The organism is Microbacterium paraoxydans (assembly GCF_018224615.1).
Taxonomy (GTDB): domain Bacteria; phylum Actinomycetota; class Actinomycetes; order Actinomycetales; family Microbacteriaceae; genus Microbacterium; species Microbacterium paraoxydans_B.
This window is the reverse complement of sequence record NZ_JAGTUK010000002.1, coordinates 67,837-82,351: the sequence shown is the minus strand read 5'-3', so window position 1 is coordinate 82,351 and position 14,515 is coordinate 67,837. Positions and strand designations below refer to the sequence as shown.

Annotated in this window: 16 protein-coding genes; 1 reads left to right on the top strand and 15 read right to left on the bottom strand. The window is 70.1% G+C overall.

Going from position 1 to position 14,515, the window contains the following annotated elements:
- Positions 1-176 precede the first annotated feature (176 nt).
- Positions 177-1,004: an alpha/beta hydrolase gene (locus KE274_RS06035; protein ID WP_211541857.1), complete on the top strand. Its 828-nt coding sequence runs from the start codon at positions 177-179 to the stop codon at positions 1,002-1,004.
- Between the two features lie 64 nt (positions 1,005-1,068).
- On the opposite strand, the gene rpsN is transcribed toward KE274_RS06035, so the two are convergent.
- The 15 genes from rpsN to KE274_RS05960 form a co-directional block, all read right to left on the bottom strand.
- The gene (rpsN, locus tag KE274_RS06030; RefSeq protein WP_017829734.1) at positions 1,069-1,374 is read right to left on the bottom strand and encodes a 30S ribosomal protein S14; all 306 of its coding nucleotides are present in this window, start codon (positions 1,372-1,374) and stop codon (positions 1,069-1,071) included.
- Between the two features lie 3 nt (positions 1,375-1,377).
- Positions 1,378-1,548, bottom strand: coding sequence for a 50S ribosomal protein L33 (gene rpmG / locus KE274_RS06025; RefSeq protein WP_017203558.1), 171 nt, complete (start codon positions 1,546-1,548; stop codon positions 1,378-1,380).
- Positions 1,548-1,784: a 50S ribosomal protein L28 gene (rpmB, locus tag KE274_RS06020; protein WP_025102729.1), complete on the bottom strand. Its 237-nt coding sequence runs from the start codon at positions 1,782-1,784 to the stop codon at positions 1,548-1,550. The genes rpmG and rpmB overlap by 1 nt, the downstream gene beginning before the upstream one ends.
- Before the next feature lie 140 nt (positions 1,785-1,924).
- The gene (locus KE274_RS06015; protein ID WP_307872160.1) at positions 1,925-2,647 is read right to left on the bottom strand and encodes a DNA-3-methyladenine glycosylase; all 723 of its coding nucleotides are present in this window, start codon (positions 2,645-2,647) and stop codon (positions 1,925-1,927) included.
- Position 2,648: 1 nt separating this feature from the next.
- Entirely contained in the window at positions 2,649-4,376 is a 1,728-nt protein-coding gene (locus KE274_RS06010; protein ID WP_249186115.1) for an Ig-like domain-containing protein, read from the bottom strand.
- Entirely contained in the window at positions 4,366-5,172 is an 807-nt protein-coding gene (locus KE274_RS06005) for a TIGR03943 family putative permease subunit (protein ID WP_211541855.1), read from the bottom strand. Before KE274_RS06005 ends, KE274_RS06010 begins: the two co-directional genes overlap by 11 nt.
- Complete coding sequence (locus KE274_RS06000) at positions 5,165-6,205, bottom strand: permease (protein ID WP_211541853.1); 1,041 nt, start codon at positions 6,203-6,205, stop codon at positions 5,165-5,167. The genes KE274_RS06005 and KE274_RS06000 overlap by 8 nt, the downstream gene beginning before the upstream one ends.
- Entirely contained in the window at positions 6,202-6,618 is a 417-nt protein-coding gene (locus KE274_RS05995; RefSeq protein ID WP_211541851.1) for a Fur family transcriptional regulator, read from the bottom strand. Before KE274_RS05995 ends, KE274_RS06000 begins: the two co-directional genes overlap by 4 nt.
- A 99-nt stretch (positions 6,619-6,717) precedes the next feature.
- Positions 6,718-7,596: a metal ABC transporter permease gene (locus tag KE274_RS05990; protein ID WP_249186114.1), complete on the bottom strand. Its 879-nt coding sequence runs from the start codon at positions 7,594-7,596 to the stop codon at positions 6,718-6,720.
- Positions 7,593-8,417 carry a metal ABC transporter ATP-binding protein gene (locus KE274_RS05985; protein WP_211541850.1) on the bottom strand — a complete coding sequence of 275 codons (825 nt, stop codon included), beginning with the start codon at positions 8,415-8,417 and terminating at the stop codon, positions 7,593-7,595. Before KE274_RS05985 ends, KE274_RS05990 begins: the two co-directional genes overlap by 4 nt.
- Positions 8,414-9,433, bottom strand: a complete 1,020-nt coding sequence (locus KE274_RS05980; protein ID WP_211541848.1) for a metal ABC transporter solute-binding protein, Zn/Mn family — start codon at positions 9,431-9,433, stop codon at positions 8,414-8,416. The genes KE274_RS05985 and KE274_RS05980 overlap by 4 nt, the downstream gene beginning before the upstream one ends.
- A gap of 115 nt (positions 9,434-9,548) precedes the next feature.
- Positions 9,549-11,240, bottom strand: coding sequence for a glycoside hydrolase family 13 protein (locus KE274_RS05975; protein WP_211541846.1), 1,692 nt, complete (start codon positions 11,238-11,240; stop codon positions 9,549-9,551).
- A gap of 37 nt (positions 11,241-11,277) precedes the next feature.
- Positions 11,278-12,156 (bottom strand): carbohydrate ABC transporter permease, encoded by an 879-nt coding sequence (locus KE274_RS05970; RefSeq protein ID WP_211541844.1) that lies wholly within the window; start codon positions 12,154-12,156, stop codon positions 11,278-11,280.
- Positions 12,156-13,094, bottom strand: coding sequence for a carbohydrate ABC transporter permease (locus tag KE274_RS05965; protein ID WP_211541842.1), 939 nt, complete (start codon positions 13,092-13,094; stop codon positions 12,156-12,158). The genes KE274_RS05970 and KE274_RS05965 overlap by 1 nt, the downstream gene beginning before the upstream one ends.
- Positions 13,091-14,416 (bottom strand): ABC transporter substrate-binding protein, encoded by a 1,326-nt coding sequence (locus tag KE274_RS05960; protein ID WP_211541840.1) that lies wholly within the window; start codon positions 14,414-14,416, stop codon positions 13,091-13,093. The genes KE274_RS05965 and KE274_RS05960 overlap by 4 nt, the downstream gene beginning before the upstream one ends.
- Between the last annotated feature and the right edge of the window lie 99 nt (positions 14,417-14,515).

Sequence of the window (14,515 nt, the reverse complement as noted above, 5' to 3'; positions counted from 1 at the left end):
CCCTCTTCGGCCGACAGACAAGGATTCGAACAGAGTGAGTCGGCTCTCGGGTCGACGCCTCGCATTCGAAGCAGCCCGGTTGGTCTCGGGAATAGATTGTGGTGGATAGAACGTTCGGTCTACTATCAGCGTACCGCACTCCCGAACCCCGGGATCCGACACAGAGAGAACAGATCATGACCACCACCGAGAAGACCCCCATCGTCCTCATCCATGGCCTCTGGATGACCCCCGCCAGCTGGGACACCTGGGCGGAAAGGTTCCGCGCCAAGGGCCACCAGGTCATCGTCCCCGGCTGGCCCGGCATCGACGACCGCACCGTCGCCGACATCCGCCGCGACCCAGCCGCCCTGAAAGGCATCGGCCTGACACAGATCGTCGACCACTACGAGCGCCTCATCCGCACCCTCCCGGTCAAGCCGATCATCATGGGCCACTCGTTCGGCGGCGTCATCACGCAGATGCTCGCCGACCGCGGACTCGGCGCCGCCTACGTCGGCGTCGCCCCGGGACAGACCGCCGGCATCACGACCCTCCCCCTCTCGACCCTCTGGACCGGCACCCCGATCCTGTCGAACCCGTTCGGCCGCAACGGCGCCAAGCCCCTGTCCAAGGGGCACTTCCACTTCACCTTCGGCAACGACCTCAGCCGGGCGGCGTCCGACCGCCTGTGGGAGCAGTACGCCGTCAACTCTTACAACCGGGTGTTCTTCGAGGGCGTGAGCTCGGCGTTCAACGAGAAGGGCGGCGTCACCCACGTCGACTACGCCCGCGCCGACCGCGCCCCGCTCTACGTCATCACCGGGGAGATCGACCACGTGGTCCCGCCGGCCATCGGTCGCGCGATCGTGAAGAAGTACCGCTCGACCGGCAGCCCCGCGATCGTGGAGTACAAGGAGTACCCCGGTCGCACCCACCGCCTCGTCAGCCAGGACGGCTGGGAGGAGATCGCCGACGACGCCCTCGCCTGGGCCGTCGCGCACGCCACCACCTCCGTCGCGTGACGCCGAGGACGCGAAAGGGGCGAGGATCCGAAGATCCTCGCCCCTTTCGGCTGTCTGCTGTGACTTACCAGCTCGACTTGGTGACGCCGGGCAGCTCGCCACGGTGCGCCATGTCACGGAAGCGGACACGCGAGATGCCGAACTTCGTGAGCACACCACGGGGGCGGCCGTCGATGACGTCGCGCGAACGCACGCGAGCCGGCGACGCGTTGCGCGGCAGCTTCTGCAGGCCGACGCGGGCGGCCTCGCGGGCCTCGTCGGTGGCGTTCGGGTCGACCAGGGTCTTCTTCAGCTCGGCACGACGCTCGGCGTAGCGCTCGACGATGACCTTGCGCTGCTCGTTGCGCGCGATCTTGCTCTTCTTAGCCATGGATCAACGCTCCTCTCGGAATTCGACGTGCTGACGGATGACCGGGTCGTACTTCTTGAGCACGAGGCGGTCGGGGGTGTTGCGGCGGTTCTTCTTGGTCACGTACGTGTAGCCCGTACCCGCCGTCGAACGCAGCTTGATGATCGGACGAACGTCCTGAGCCTTCTTGGCCATTAGAGCTTCACACCCTTCGCCTGGAGGTCCTTGACGACGTTCTCGATGCCGCGCGCGTCGATCACCTTGATGCCCTTGGCGGACACGTTGAGGGTGATCTTACGGCCGAGCGACGGCACGAAATAGGTCTTCTTCTGCACGTTCGGGTCGAAGCGACGCTTCGTCCGGCGGTGCGAGTGCGAGACGTTGTGACCGAAGCCGGGAACAGCTCCGGTCACCTGGCACACTGCTGCCATGATGATGACTCCTTCATTACCGTGAGGCCGGACGGCCCCACCCAAGATCCCTTGTCTGCACGCGGCCTCGACCCGCCGATCTCTCGGCCGCGGAAGGGGAAGCATGCGAACTACGCACAGGAGCGTGCGCAGACAAAGAGTCAGTCTAGCACGGACGACGCCGCGCGCTGTGCCGCAGCCTCCGCCGCACCCCGCCCCCACCGGAACGCCGACACGGTCGGGTCGCCCGGGATCCAGAACCGCCACGGGAAGGCGTCCGTCCCGGCGACCCCCGCGACACCGACCCTGGGTCCCTGCGCCACGTCCGCGACCGGCGACCCGAGCCACAGTTCCGCGCGGGCACCGTGGCGCTCCTCCCCCGTGACCGCGTCGATCCCGTCGTGCAGCGCGTGCCGAAGACCCACCGCCTGGCCCAGCCGCCCTGGTCCCCGCGCGAGGTCGCGCCGCGCCGTGCGACCGAGCGGGAGCACGGCCCCCCGGCGAACGGCAGCAGCCTCCTCGCCCGCCACCACCTCGCCCGCGCGCAGCAGCACGCCGTCGCCCTGGCCCTCCGGCCCGCACGCCACGTTCACGCACGAGTGGATGCCGTGACTCAGGTACACGTACAGGTGTCCCGGCTCGCCCCACATCGTGGCGTTGCGCGCCGTGCGACCCATGCGGGCGTGCGAACCGGGGTCGGCGCGGTCGCCCGTGCCCTGCCCGTGATACGCCTCGACCTCGGTGATGCGCACCCGCACCTCCACGGGAACGCCGCCCTCGAGCACCAGGGTGCGCAGCTCGGCGCCGAGGAGGGTGGGCGCCACGTCGACGGCGGAGCGCATCACGTCGTCGCGGGTCACGCGTCGCAGCGGGGCGGGCGACACGTCAGAACCGCGGCGCCGTCTGACACCAGGAGGCGTCGAAGCCGGTGAGGGCCACGAGCTCCTCCCCCGAGTCCATATCGATCAGGTGGGTCTCGACGCGCTCCGGGAGCGGCAGCAGCATGCCGTCGTAGGGGTTGTTCGCCATGTCGGGGGCGACCACGACGGCCGCGTACTGTCCGCTCGGCGAGGCGCACGCCTGGAGGATCGAGTCGCTCGAGCCCACCTCGACCAGCGGTTCCGCCGCCCCCTCGTCGTCCACGCGCACGACCGCCTGCCCGATCGGCAGCCCAGCATCGTCGCGCGAGACGACGTGACGCAGCGTGCCGCCCGGGAACGGCGTGATCGTGGTGGCCGTGCCGTAGTCGGGGGTCGATGCCGCGAGCGGCTGCTCCGACCCGTCGGTCAGGTTGAGCTCGACCACCGTGCCGTCGAGGCGCTCCACGATCGCGGTGTACGTGCCGCGGGAGATGCCCTGGATGGTCGTGGCGAGCCCGAGGGACTGCACCCCCGTGTCGGCGGAACGGTCGACCAGGGCGAGTGCGCCGTCGAAATCGATGAAGAGCACGGCGGCGCTGTCCGGCACGAACTGCCACACGAACACGCTCGCCTCCTCACCCGCGACCTCGATGATCTGGGGCTCGTCGTCGCCGCTCAGCGACTGCGTGACGAGCACGCTCGCGCGACCCTCGGTGTCGCTGAGCTCGCGGTCGGAGTAGCTGTAGCCCACGAGGTTGCCGCGCTCGGACACCTGGATCTCTCCGACGTAGCCCTCGCCGGGCAGCGTCAGCTCGCGCTGTTCCTTGCCGTCGCGGTCCATCACGAGCAGGTGCGAACCGTCGTCCTCCTCGACCGAGGCGACCAGGCGGCTCGACGTGGCGCGGAAGTCGTTGATCCGCGGGTGCGAGAACACCGGCACCGCGTTCTCGCCGCTCAGGTCGGTGCGGAAGATCGTGTCGTCGCCGTCGACGTCTCGCCGCAGCAGGAACATGGTCGAGGCCGGGGTCGTGAAGCTCGTGGTCAGCTCGGCCGACGGCCCGCCGCTCGCACCCGTGACATCGGAGACGGTGACCGTATAGGTGGTGTCGTCGTCGAGCGGCACGGTGAAGCGCACGCCCACACCGCGCCCGGCCGCGTCGACCGTGAACGGCACCTTCGGCTCCACCGACACCTGGTCGGCGTCGATCGCCGCGAGCGGCTGGTTGGCGGTCAGGATCAGCCGGCTGCCGGAGGACTCGATCGCCTGGGCACCGTCGACCTGCACCTCGGAGATGCGCGGACCCTGCAGCAGGCTGACGATGCCGAAACCCGTGCCGACCAGCACCAGCACGCCGAGCACGGCCCCGATCGTCAGCAGGAACCGGCGTGACATCCGGGGGGACGGCGTCGCCGGCGCGCCGGTACCGTCCGCGGGCGGGGCGTCGGCCGGCCGCCACCCCGGCGCGGTGTCATCGGTCCCCTCGACCTCGGTCTCGACCGGCTCCTCGGACGCGGAAGGGACGGCGGGGGCGAACACGGGCTCGGGAGCAACGGGGATCGCGGGTGCGGACGGCTCGGTGGACGCTGCGGCCGGTGCGGACGGCTCTGGCGCCGCGGCGGGGGCGGGACCCTCACCCTCGACCAGCGAGACCGACTCGGCGGCCGCGCGCTCCGCCGCCTCCCGCGCGGCGCGCAGTTCGGCGCGCGTGCGCGGCACGGCGGGCGACTCGCGGCGCTCGTCGTCAGTACTCATAGGGGTCCTTCGGCTCGTCGATCGCGACGACGTCCGTCGGCTCGATGCGCAGCTTGCCGTCGGCGTCGGCGCGCACCGTGCCCTTCACCTCGACCCACTGCCCCGTCTCGTACTCGCCGGGGTCGACGTCGGTCGGCAGCGCCGCGGTCTGCGCGTCGATCACACAGTGCGTGATGACGAGTCGCGTGAGGTTCACGCCGTCGCCCTTGCCCGCCGGGGTGACGAAGCCGGTCAGGGTGACCGGCGCCCCGTCGTACGCAGCCGTGTTGGTGGCACCCGCGAACACGCTGGCCCAGTCGCCGATGCCGAACGTCGAGGTGTCCGCGACCCCCAGGGCCACGGTGTCGGCCCCGGCGAACAGCGTCGACTGCTCCCCCGCGCGCGACATGGCCAGCTCGACCGAGAGCGAGGCGGGCGGCAGCACGAGCGCCGCGGCCACGACCCCGGTGGCGACCACGCCGCCCGCGACCGCGCCGACTCCGGCCAGGGTGCGCCGCGGAGAGGGCGTCGCGCGTGGGGCCTCGCCGTCCACCGGCTCGGGCTCCGCGGCGGCGTGGTCGTGTCCGTGGTCGTGGTCGCCCTCCGCGCCGAGCGGCAGCGTGCACGACCACACCGCCCCGGCCAAGGTCACCACGGCCGCGGCGCTCGCGAACCACACCGACTCGGGGCTGATGTAGAGCGTCAGGCGCCCGGTCACAGCGAGGCCGAGCGTGACCACCGCGACCGCGGACGCGAGGCCCACGCCCAGCCACCGGGTGGCGAGAGCGCGACGGCGCGAGATCTGCTGCTCAGACAAAGACGTTCACCCCGATCCCGATCGCGAAGGCCGCGGCCAGCACGACGGCGGTGATCCCGACGAGCGTGCGCGCCGTGAAGGTGGTGCGCATGAGCGCGAGCATCTTGATGTCGACGAGTGGCCCGACCAGCAGGAACGCCACGATCGCCCCGGACGAGAACGTGGATGCGAACGACAGCGCGAAGAACGCGTCGACGTTGGAGCAGATGGCGACCACGATCGCGAGGAGCATCATCGCCACGATCGACAGCACCGGGTTCGAGCCGATCGCGAGGAGCACGTCGCGCGGGATCAGCACCTGCACGGCACCCGCGAGGGCGGAGCCGATCACGAGCGCCGGCATGACGGCCCGCAGCTCCACCAGGAACTGCGTGAGACTGCGGCGCACGGGGGTGCCCGGCTCGTGCGTCACGCGCTCGCACGTGTCGACGAAGCGCTGGGTGAGCAGGGAGTCGGGCGAGGGGTGACGGCTGTAGATCCAGCCGATCAGGTTCGCGATCAGGTAGCCGCCCACCAGACGAGCGACGAGGATCCCGCCGTCCCAGCCGAACGCGGCGTGCGTCGTGAGGATCACGATCGGGTTGACGATCGGCGCGGCGATCAGGAACGTGAGGGCTTCCGCCGGGGCCAGGCCGCGCATCATCAGGCCGCGCGCGAAGGGGACGTTGCCGCACTCGCACACCGGGATCAGCATGCCGAGCAGCGACAGCACCGCACGGCGGGCCCACGCGCGCCGCGGGAGCCAGCGGTGGATGACGTCGGCGGGCAGCCACACCTGCACCACGATCGACAGCAGCACGCCGAGGATCACGAACGGCAACGCCTCGATCAGCACGCTGAGCGCGAGAGTCAGACCGTCCTGTGCTCTGGTGGGCAGCGACGCCGGGTACAGCGAGGGAAGCAGGAGGTCGATGAGGAACAGCGCCGCCACGATCGCGGCGCCCAGCCCGACACCGATCCAGGGCGATCGCGGAGGTGTCGCGTGCCGGTGCGTGTGGCCCGGACGGGGAGCCGTTCGTGCCGTGGAACTCACGCTGTCGCTGCCCTCGCGGCCTCGCGCTTGTTGGCGCACGGGGTGCAGAGGCCGAAGATGTCGACCACGTGGGCGGCATCGGTGAATCCGTGCAGTGCGGCGGTGCGGTGCGCCCACTGCTCCACGTCTTTGGCCTCGATCTCGACCGTGAGCCCGCACGACCGGCAGATCAGGTGGTGGTGGTGCCCCTGCGTGGAGCACGCGCGATACAGCGCCTCACCCTCGGGGCTCTGCAGCGAGTCGGCATCACCCGAGGCGGCGAGTCCCGCCAGTGCGCGGTACACCGTGGCCAGGCCGATGCCGGTGTTGTCGTCGCGGAGCGAGGCGTGCAGGCTCTGCGCGCTGACGAAGCCACGCGCGTCGGCGAGTGCTTCGCGCACGCGTTCGCGCTGCCAGGTGTTCCGCTGAGCCATGCCTTCGATTCTAGGCCGGAGGGGGTTGGCGAGGGCTGGGAGCGGATGCGGGCGGGACCGGAGCCGCGGCCGACGACCCGGTTTTCCCAGCGGGAACGGTCAGGCGGCGACGCGGCGCACGCGCGACCGCGTCTTCTGCACGATCCAGCACACGACGTAGATCGTGAACGACAGCGTGGTGATGTACGGGCTCACCGGCAGCGTGCCCGCCAGCGCCAGCAGGATCCCGCCCACCGCCGAGACGAACCCGAACAGCGCGGCGAGCAGCGGCACCGCGACCGGACCCGCCGTGATCCGCATGGCCGCGGCCGCCGGGGTGACCAGGAGCGCCATCACCAGCAGAGCCCCGATGATGTGCACGCTGACCGCGACGATGAGCCCCAGCAGCACCATGAACAGCAGGCTCACGGCCCGCGTCGGCACCCCGCGCGCCGCGGCCGACTCGGGGTCGAGCGAGTCGAAGCGCAGCGGGTTCCACATCACCAGCAGCCCCAGCAGCACCACCAGGCTGATGCCGATGAGCCACCCGAGGTCGGGGCTCGACACCGACACGATCTGCCCCGTCAGCAGACTGAACCGGTTGGCACTGCGCCCGTCGTACAGCGACAGGAACAAGATGCCGAGGCCCAGGCCGAACGGCATCAGCACGCCGACGATCGAATTGCGGTCGCGCGCCTTGGCCCCCAGCACGCCGATCAGGATCGCCGCGACCAGCGCCCCGCCGAGCGAGCCGAAGACCACGCTCCCCCCGAACAGCAGCGCCGCCGCGGCACCTGCGAACGACAGCTCGCTCACGCCGTGCACCGCGAACGCGAGGTCGCGCTGCATCACGAACACGCCGATCAGGCCGCCGACGATGCCGAGCACCGCCCCCGCGATGATCGAGTTCGCCAGCAGGGCGACCAGCTCGCCGTAGTCCTGGAAGGAGAAGATGTCGTCCCACCCGACCGCGGGCACCAGCAGCGCCGCGGCGGTCATGCCACGTCTCCGTGATCGTGGTCGTGATGGGGCTCCGCGTCGGGCACGCCCACCACGACCAGCCGGTCGCCCGCGCGCAGCACGAACACGGGCGTGCCGTAGAGGTCGCTGAGCACGCGCGTCTGCAGCACCTCGTCCGGAGTGCCGAGCAGGAAGCGCCCGCCGGCGATGTAGAGGATGCGGTCGACGCGGCCGAGGATCGGGTTGATGTCGTGCGTCACGAACAGCACGGCCGCCCCGCGCTCGCGCCGCTGGCGGTCGATGATGTCGGTCACGCCGAGCTGGTTCGCCAGGTCGAGGTTCGACAGCGGCTCGTCGCACAGCAGCAGCGCCGGCTCGTCGGCGAGCGCCTGACCCACCCGGAGCCGCTGCTGCTCACCGCCCGACAGCAGTCCGACGCGCCGGTCGGCATAGTGCGCGGCGCCGACCGCGTCGAGCAGCGCATCGACCTTGGCGCGGTCGCCGCGGTGCGGGATCGGGAACCCGAACCGGCTGCCCTGCACGCCGAGCGCCACCAGGTCTCTCGCCCGCATGCTCGTGTCCGGGGCGATGGCGCGCTGCTGAGGGATGTAGCCGATGCGGGCGTTGCCGCGGTGCACCGGCTCACCCGCCACCCGGATCGTGCCGCGCGAGAGGGGCTGAAGGCCGAGGATGCTGCGCAGGAGCGTGGTCTTGCCCGAGCCGGAGGGGCCGAGCACCGCGATGAACTCGCCCGGCTGCACGGTGAGGTCGAGGCCGGACCAGAGCTCGCGGTCTCCGCGGTGCAGCGCCCCGTCGGCGATCTCGAGCACGGGCGTCGCGCGGTCGACCGGGCCGCTCACGACTGGACGGCGGCGGCGAGGCTCTGGATCGCGTCACGCATCCACTCAGAGTACGACGATCCGTCCTCCAGCAGCTCCGTGAAGGCGACCACCGGCACCCCGGCGTCCTTCGCCGCCTTCTCCACGCGCTCGGTCTCGGCGCCGCCCGTCTGCGCGTTGGTCAGCAGCGCGGTCACCTGCCCGGAGGCGATCACGTCGAGCGACTCGAGCAGCACGGCGGGGGCGACGTCGCTGCCCTCCTCGACCGCCTCGGCGAAACCGTCGGGCGTCACGTCGGTGAGGCCCGCGGCGGTGGCGAGGTAGCCCGGCAGCGGCTCGGTCATGAACACGGTCTTACCCTCGGCCTGGGTCTTGAGCGTCTCGAGGTCGGCCTCGAAGCCCTCGAGCTCGGCGACCAGGTCGTCGGCGTTCGCGCTGTACGTGTCGGCGCCGTCGGGGTCGAGCGCGGTCAGCTCGTCGGCGATGGCCTCGACCACGTGGACCATGGTGTGCGGGTCGAACCAGACGTGCTCGTTGAAGCCCTCGATGTGGTCGTGTCCGGCGTGGTCGTGGCCGTCTTCGCCCTCCGCGTGCTCGTGGTCGTGCGGCTCCTCGGCGGTGGTGGACTCGTCGGCGTGGTCGTGGCCGTCGTCCTCGTGACCCTCGTTGCCGGGGAAGTCGTGGGAGTACTCGACGGCCGTGACCACGTGCGGGTCGTCGGCGTCCTGCAGCAGGCTGTCGATGAAGGCGTCGTAGCCGCCGCCGTTCTCGATCACGAGGTCGGCCTTCTGCAGCGTGAGCCGGTCGCGGGCACTGGCCTCGTACGAGTGCGGGTCCTGCGTGGCCGAGGTGATGATCGACTCGACGTCGATGCGGTCGCCGCCGATCTGGGCGGCGATGTCGCCGTAGACGTTGGTGCTCGCCACGACGGTGAGGGTGCCGTCGTCGCCCTGTCCCGATGCGGCGGTGCTGGAGCATCCGGCCAGCGCGAGGGCGGCGACGGAGGCGAGAGCGAGGGCGATGACGGGCTTCTTCATGATGCCAGCGTAAACGCTAATGAGAACCATTATCAAATCGACGGCGGACCGGACCGGGGGAGACATCGCGAGGGCGAAGGATGCGACCGCACCCTCCGCCCTCGGCACGCGCGGGTCAGGCCACGAGCCCCTGCGGCGCGATCCAGGCCGTCGCCTCGCCCGGCAGCGCGGAGCCGTCGAGCGCCACCGTCGCGAGCACCGCGTCATCCGCCGCCACCCCCAGGTCGAACGGCTCCGTGCCGAAGTTCGTCACGACCTCCCAGCCGTTCGGGCGACGGAACCGCAGCACGTCGGCGCGCCCGGTGTCGATCCACTCCAGGGTCTCCGCGGTCTGCAGCAGCCTCCGCAGCCGCAGGGCCTCGCGGTACAGGTTGAGCGTGGATGCGGGGTCGGCATCCTCCACCTCGACCGCGGACGCGGCGAACCACTCCGGCTGCGGCAGATGCGCGCCGCCCTCGCCGAAGCCGTACGAGCTGCCGGAGGCCGTCCACGGCAGCGGCACGCGGCAGCCGTCGCGACCGAGGCCGTCGAAGTCGGCGCCACGGAAGAACCCGGGGTCCTGGCGCTGCTCCGGCGCGATGTCGGCGACCTCGTGCAGACCGAGCTCCTCCCCCTGATACAGGTAGGCGCTGCCGGGAAGGCCGAGCAGCAGCAGGGTCGCGGCGTGCGCCCGGCGCAGTCCGCCCTCGCGGTCGAGCCCCTCCTCCGGTCCCCCGGCGCGCACCCACTCCGTGCCCTGCTTGACCGCGCGGCCGCGCAGCGGCGGCAGGCCGTAGCGCGTCGCGTGGCGGGTCACGTCGTGATTCGACAGCACCCACGTGGTCGACGAGCCCGCAGCCTGCGCCTGGGCGAGGTTGTCGGCGATGATGCGCTGGAAGTCGGCGGCGTCGAAGTCGGCCACGAGCAGGTCGAAGTTGAACGCCTGACCCAGCCCCTCGGCCGAGGCGTACTTCGCGCGGCGCTCCGGGGTCTCCACCCACGCCTCGGCGACGGCCGTGCGCGGCGGGTCGTACTCGTTGAACACCCGGCGCCACTCGGCGTAGATCTCGTGCACGTCGTCGCGGTCGATCATGGGGTGCGTGCCGGAGGAGCGGTCCATCGCGTCGAGCTCCGCGCGCGACGGCAGCGGTTCGGTGAGGTCCTTCGTGAGCATGTGGGCGACGTCGATGCGGAAGCCGTCCACCCCGCGGTCCGACCAGAAGCGCAGCGTCGTGAGGAAGTCCTCGCGCACCTCCGGGTGGTCCCAGTTCAGGTCGGGCTGCTCCACCGCGAAGTTGTGCAGGTACCACTGGCCGTCGTCGACACGCTCCCACGCGCTGCCGCCGAACACCGACACCCAGTCGGTGGGCGGCTCCGCGCCGTCGGGGCCGCTGCCCTCACGGAAGATGTAGCGCTCCCTCGCGGCGGAACCGCGGCCGGCCGCGAGGGCCTCCTGGAACCAGGCGTGCCGGTCGGACGTGTGGTTGGGGACGATGTCGACGACCACGCGGATGCCGCGGGCGTGCAGTGCCTCGACCATGGCGTCGAAGTCGTCGAGCGTGCCCAGCCGCGGATCGACGTCGCGGTAGTCCGCCACGTCGTAGCCACCGTCGGCGAGCTCGGACGGGTAGAACGGGCTCAGCCACACCGCGTCGATGCCGAGTTCGGCGAGGTAGTCGGCGCGCGACACGATGCCCGGGATGTCGCCCAGCCCGTCGCCGTCCGCGTCGGCGAAGCTGCGGGGGTAAATCTGGTAGACGGCGGCCTGGCGCCACCAGGTCGCGGTCTTGTCGTCTTCGCGGGTCTCGGTGAGCAGCGAATCGGTCATGAGGGGTGGAACTCCTTGCTTTCTTGCGGTGGTCGGGTCAGCCCTTGACGGCGCCCTGCGTCACGCCCTCCATCACCCAGCGCTGAGTGAAGAGATAGGCGACGATCGCGGGCGCCATCGCCATCAGGTAGGAGGCGAAGGCGACGTTGTAGTTGTTGCTGAACTGGTTCTGGAACAGGTTCTGCCGCACCGGCAGCGTCTGCAGCGCCGGGTCGGAGATGATGAGCGACGGCATCATGAAGTCGTTCCAGGCGTACAGGAACGCGAAGATCCCGACCGTGGCGCTCATGGGGGCGAGCAGCGGGAAGATCAGCCGCCAGAACGTCTGCCATGTGGTCGCCCCGTCGATGCGGGCGCTCTCCTCCAGCTCGATCGGGATCGACCGCAGGAATGCGGTGAACAGCAGCACGCTGAAGCTGAGCTGGAACATCGTGGCCAGGATGATCACGCCGAACGGGTTGTCGAGCCCGACGCGTCCGGTGAGCTGGATCTGCGGCAGCGCCACGACCGGGAACGGGATGAACATCGCCGCGAGCAGGTAGAAGAAGGAGTACCGGAACAGCCGGCGGTCCCAGTTGCGCACGATCGCATACGACGCGAAAGCCGCGAGCACGATCGTCGCGGCGACCGTCCCCGCCGTGACGAGCAGGGAGATCGCGGCACCGACGGGGAACTTGGTGAGGTTCCACGCCTGCACGAAGCCGTCGATGCTGAATGGCGCCGGCAGCGAGAACGCGTTGCCGTCGACCGCCTGACCGGTGGTCTTGAACGCCATCGAGATCGTGACGTACAGCGGGATCAGGACGGTCGCGGTGCACAGGATCAGGATGATGGTGCCCGGCCAGTTGACGCGCTCCATCCTCTCCCGCTTCTTCCGGCCGTCGGCGGGGACGGTGGTGAGGGTCTGCGTGGTCATCAGAAGGTGTTCCTTCCGCGGGTGAGCGAGAGCTGGAGGAGGGAGATGAGCACGGCCACGATGAAGAAGATGGTGGCGTTGGCCATCTGGTAGGCGTAGTCGCCGCCGTTGAAGCCCGCGATGATCGTCATGGCGACGCTGCGGGTCGCGGTGCCCGGACCGCCGTTGGTGAGGCCGACGATGATGTCGTAGGCGTTGAGGAAGCCCTTGAAGCCGAGGATCACGTTGATCACGACGTACCCCGCCACGAGCGGGATCGTGATGCGGGTGAGCTGCTGCGTGCGGCTCGCCCCGTCGATGCTCGCCGCCTCGTACACCTCCCCCGGCACCGACAGCAGTCCCGCGATGTAGATGAGCAGGGTGCCGGGCACGGCCTGCCACGCGGTGACGATCACGATCGCGACCCAGGCGAGGTCGGGGTTCGCGAGCAGGCTGGTCTCCAGCCACGGGATGCCGGTGGCGGCGCCCGCCGCGGGCAGCGAGTTGGAGAACAGGAAGTTGAAGACGTACGCGATGATGATGCCCGAGATCACCATCGGGATCACGAAGATCGTCCGCAGCCCCGTCTTGAAGCGGATGCGGGAGGTGAGCCCCACCGCGAGCAGGAACGCGATTACGTTCACCACGATCACGGTCGCGATCGAGAAGCCGAACGTGAACAGATAGCTCTGCAGGATGGCGGGATCGCTGAACAGGGCGATGTAGTTCGTGAGGCCGTTGAAGCTCCACTCGCCGATGCCGATCGAGTCGGTGAAGCTGAAGAAGATGCCGATCACGCCGGGCACGGTGATCGCGAGCGTGAAGATCACGAGCGTCGGCAGCAGGAACAGGTAGTAGATGGGTTCGACGCGGCGGGTGTGACGGCGGAGCTTGCGCTCCCCTCCCGTCACGATCGCGGTGGTGCTGGCGCCCGTCTCGGGGGCGGCGGTGGTGGTCATGGCGCGGACTCCTCTGTCTCGGCCGAGGCGGAATCCTCCGAGGTGGGGAGGGGGGCGCGGAAGGCGATGCGGGCCCAGTCGGCGTCCATCGTGCGGAGGATGGACGACGGCGAGGCGCCCAGCACCATGGCCTGCGCGTAGTTGAAGATCGGGAGCGTCTTGGGCACGAGCACGGACGGCCCCTGGTAGATCTTGCCTTCGTCGTAGTAGGGGATCATGCCCTCGATGCGCGGGTCGTCGGGCGGGGCCGCGTCGGTCGTGGGCGTGAAGCCGAGCTGCGAGGCGTTGTAGGCCTCGATGTTCTCCGGCAGGTACAGGTACTCCAGGAAGTCGCGGGCGGCCTCCTGGTGCCGCGACTCGACCGGGATCATCGCGGCGAGGTCCATGTTGACGCGCACCGCGAGGTCGTCCGGGTCGTCGGTCATGGGCAGCGGGAAGGTGCCGAGCGGCAGGTCGGGGTCGGTCTTCGCGATCTCGCTGAAGGCCCACGGCCCCTGGAGGTACATGGCCGCCTCGCCCTTGGCGAAGGCGAGGTTGCCGTCGCCGTAGCCGCGGCTCGGGGCGTCCTCGTTGGTGTAGTCGTCGGCGAGCTGCATCATCCGGTCCATCGGCTCGGCGAAGTCCTTCTCGAACGAGACCTCGGAGTCGGGACCGACGTCGGTGCCCTCGGCTGCCAGTGCGTCGAAGAAGTCGAGCACGTCGAGCGATCCTCCGACCGCGTAGTCGTACCAGCCCTGCGCCACGGTCCAGTCGTCCTTGAAGGTGCCGTAGAACGGGTCGATGCCGGCTTCGCGGAGCTGGTCGCACACGGCGATGAGCTCGTCCCACGTCTGCGGGACCTCGAGTCCCTGTTCCTCGAAGATCTGCGTGTTGTAGATGACCGACGCGGCCATGACCGAGTACGGCAGCGCGCTCGTGCGGCCCGAGCACGACCCGTACTGGTCCATGAGCGGCTGCAGATCGTCGCGGATGCCCGCGGCAGCCTCGGTGTCGGAGAGGTCGGTGAGCGCGCAGCGCTGCACGAAGCGGGCGACCTCGTAGTTGTAGTTGGCGAGCATGATGTCGGGCGGGTTGCCGCGGACGAAGCTCGCCGAGACGACGTCGACGCCCGAGGTGTCGATCTCGACCCGCACGTCGTCCTGGGAGGCGTTGTACTCGGCGACCAGATCGGTCATGAACGGGATGGCCTCGCGCTTGCTGAAGGTGAACCGGATGGTCTCCGGCCCGTCCCCTGCCGCGCAGCTCGTGAGCGCGGCACCCGCGATGGCAAGGCCGAGCGCTCCGGCGACCCAGCGCAGCGGGCGTGTTCGTCGTGCAGACACCGTTGTCCCTTCGTCGGTAGATCGCGGGACTAAATCTAGTGAGCGAATTTAGTCCGTCAGGAGGTACTGTCTCATCTGGGCGACAGAAAGGTCAAGGGG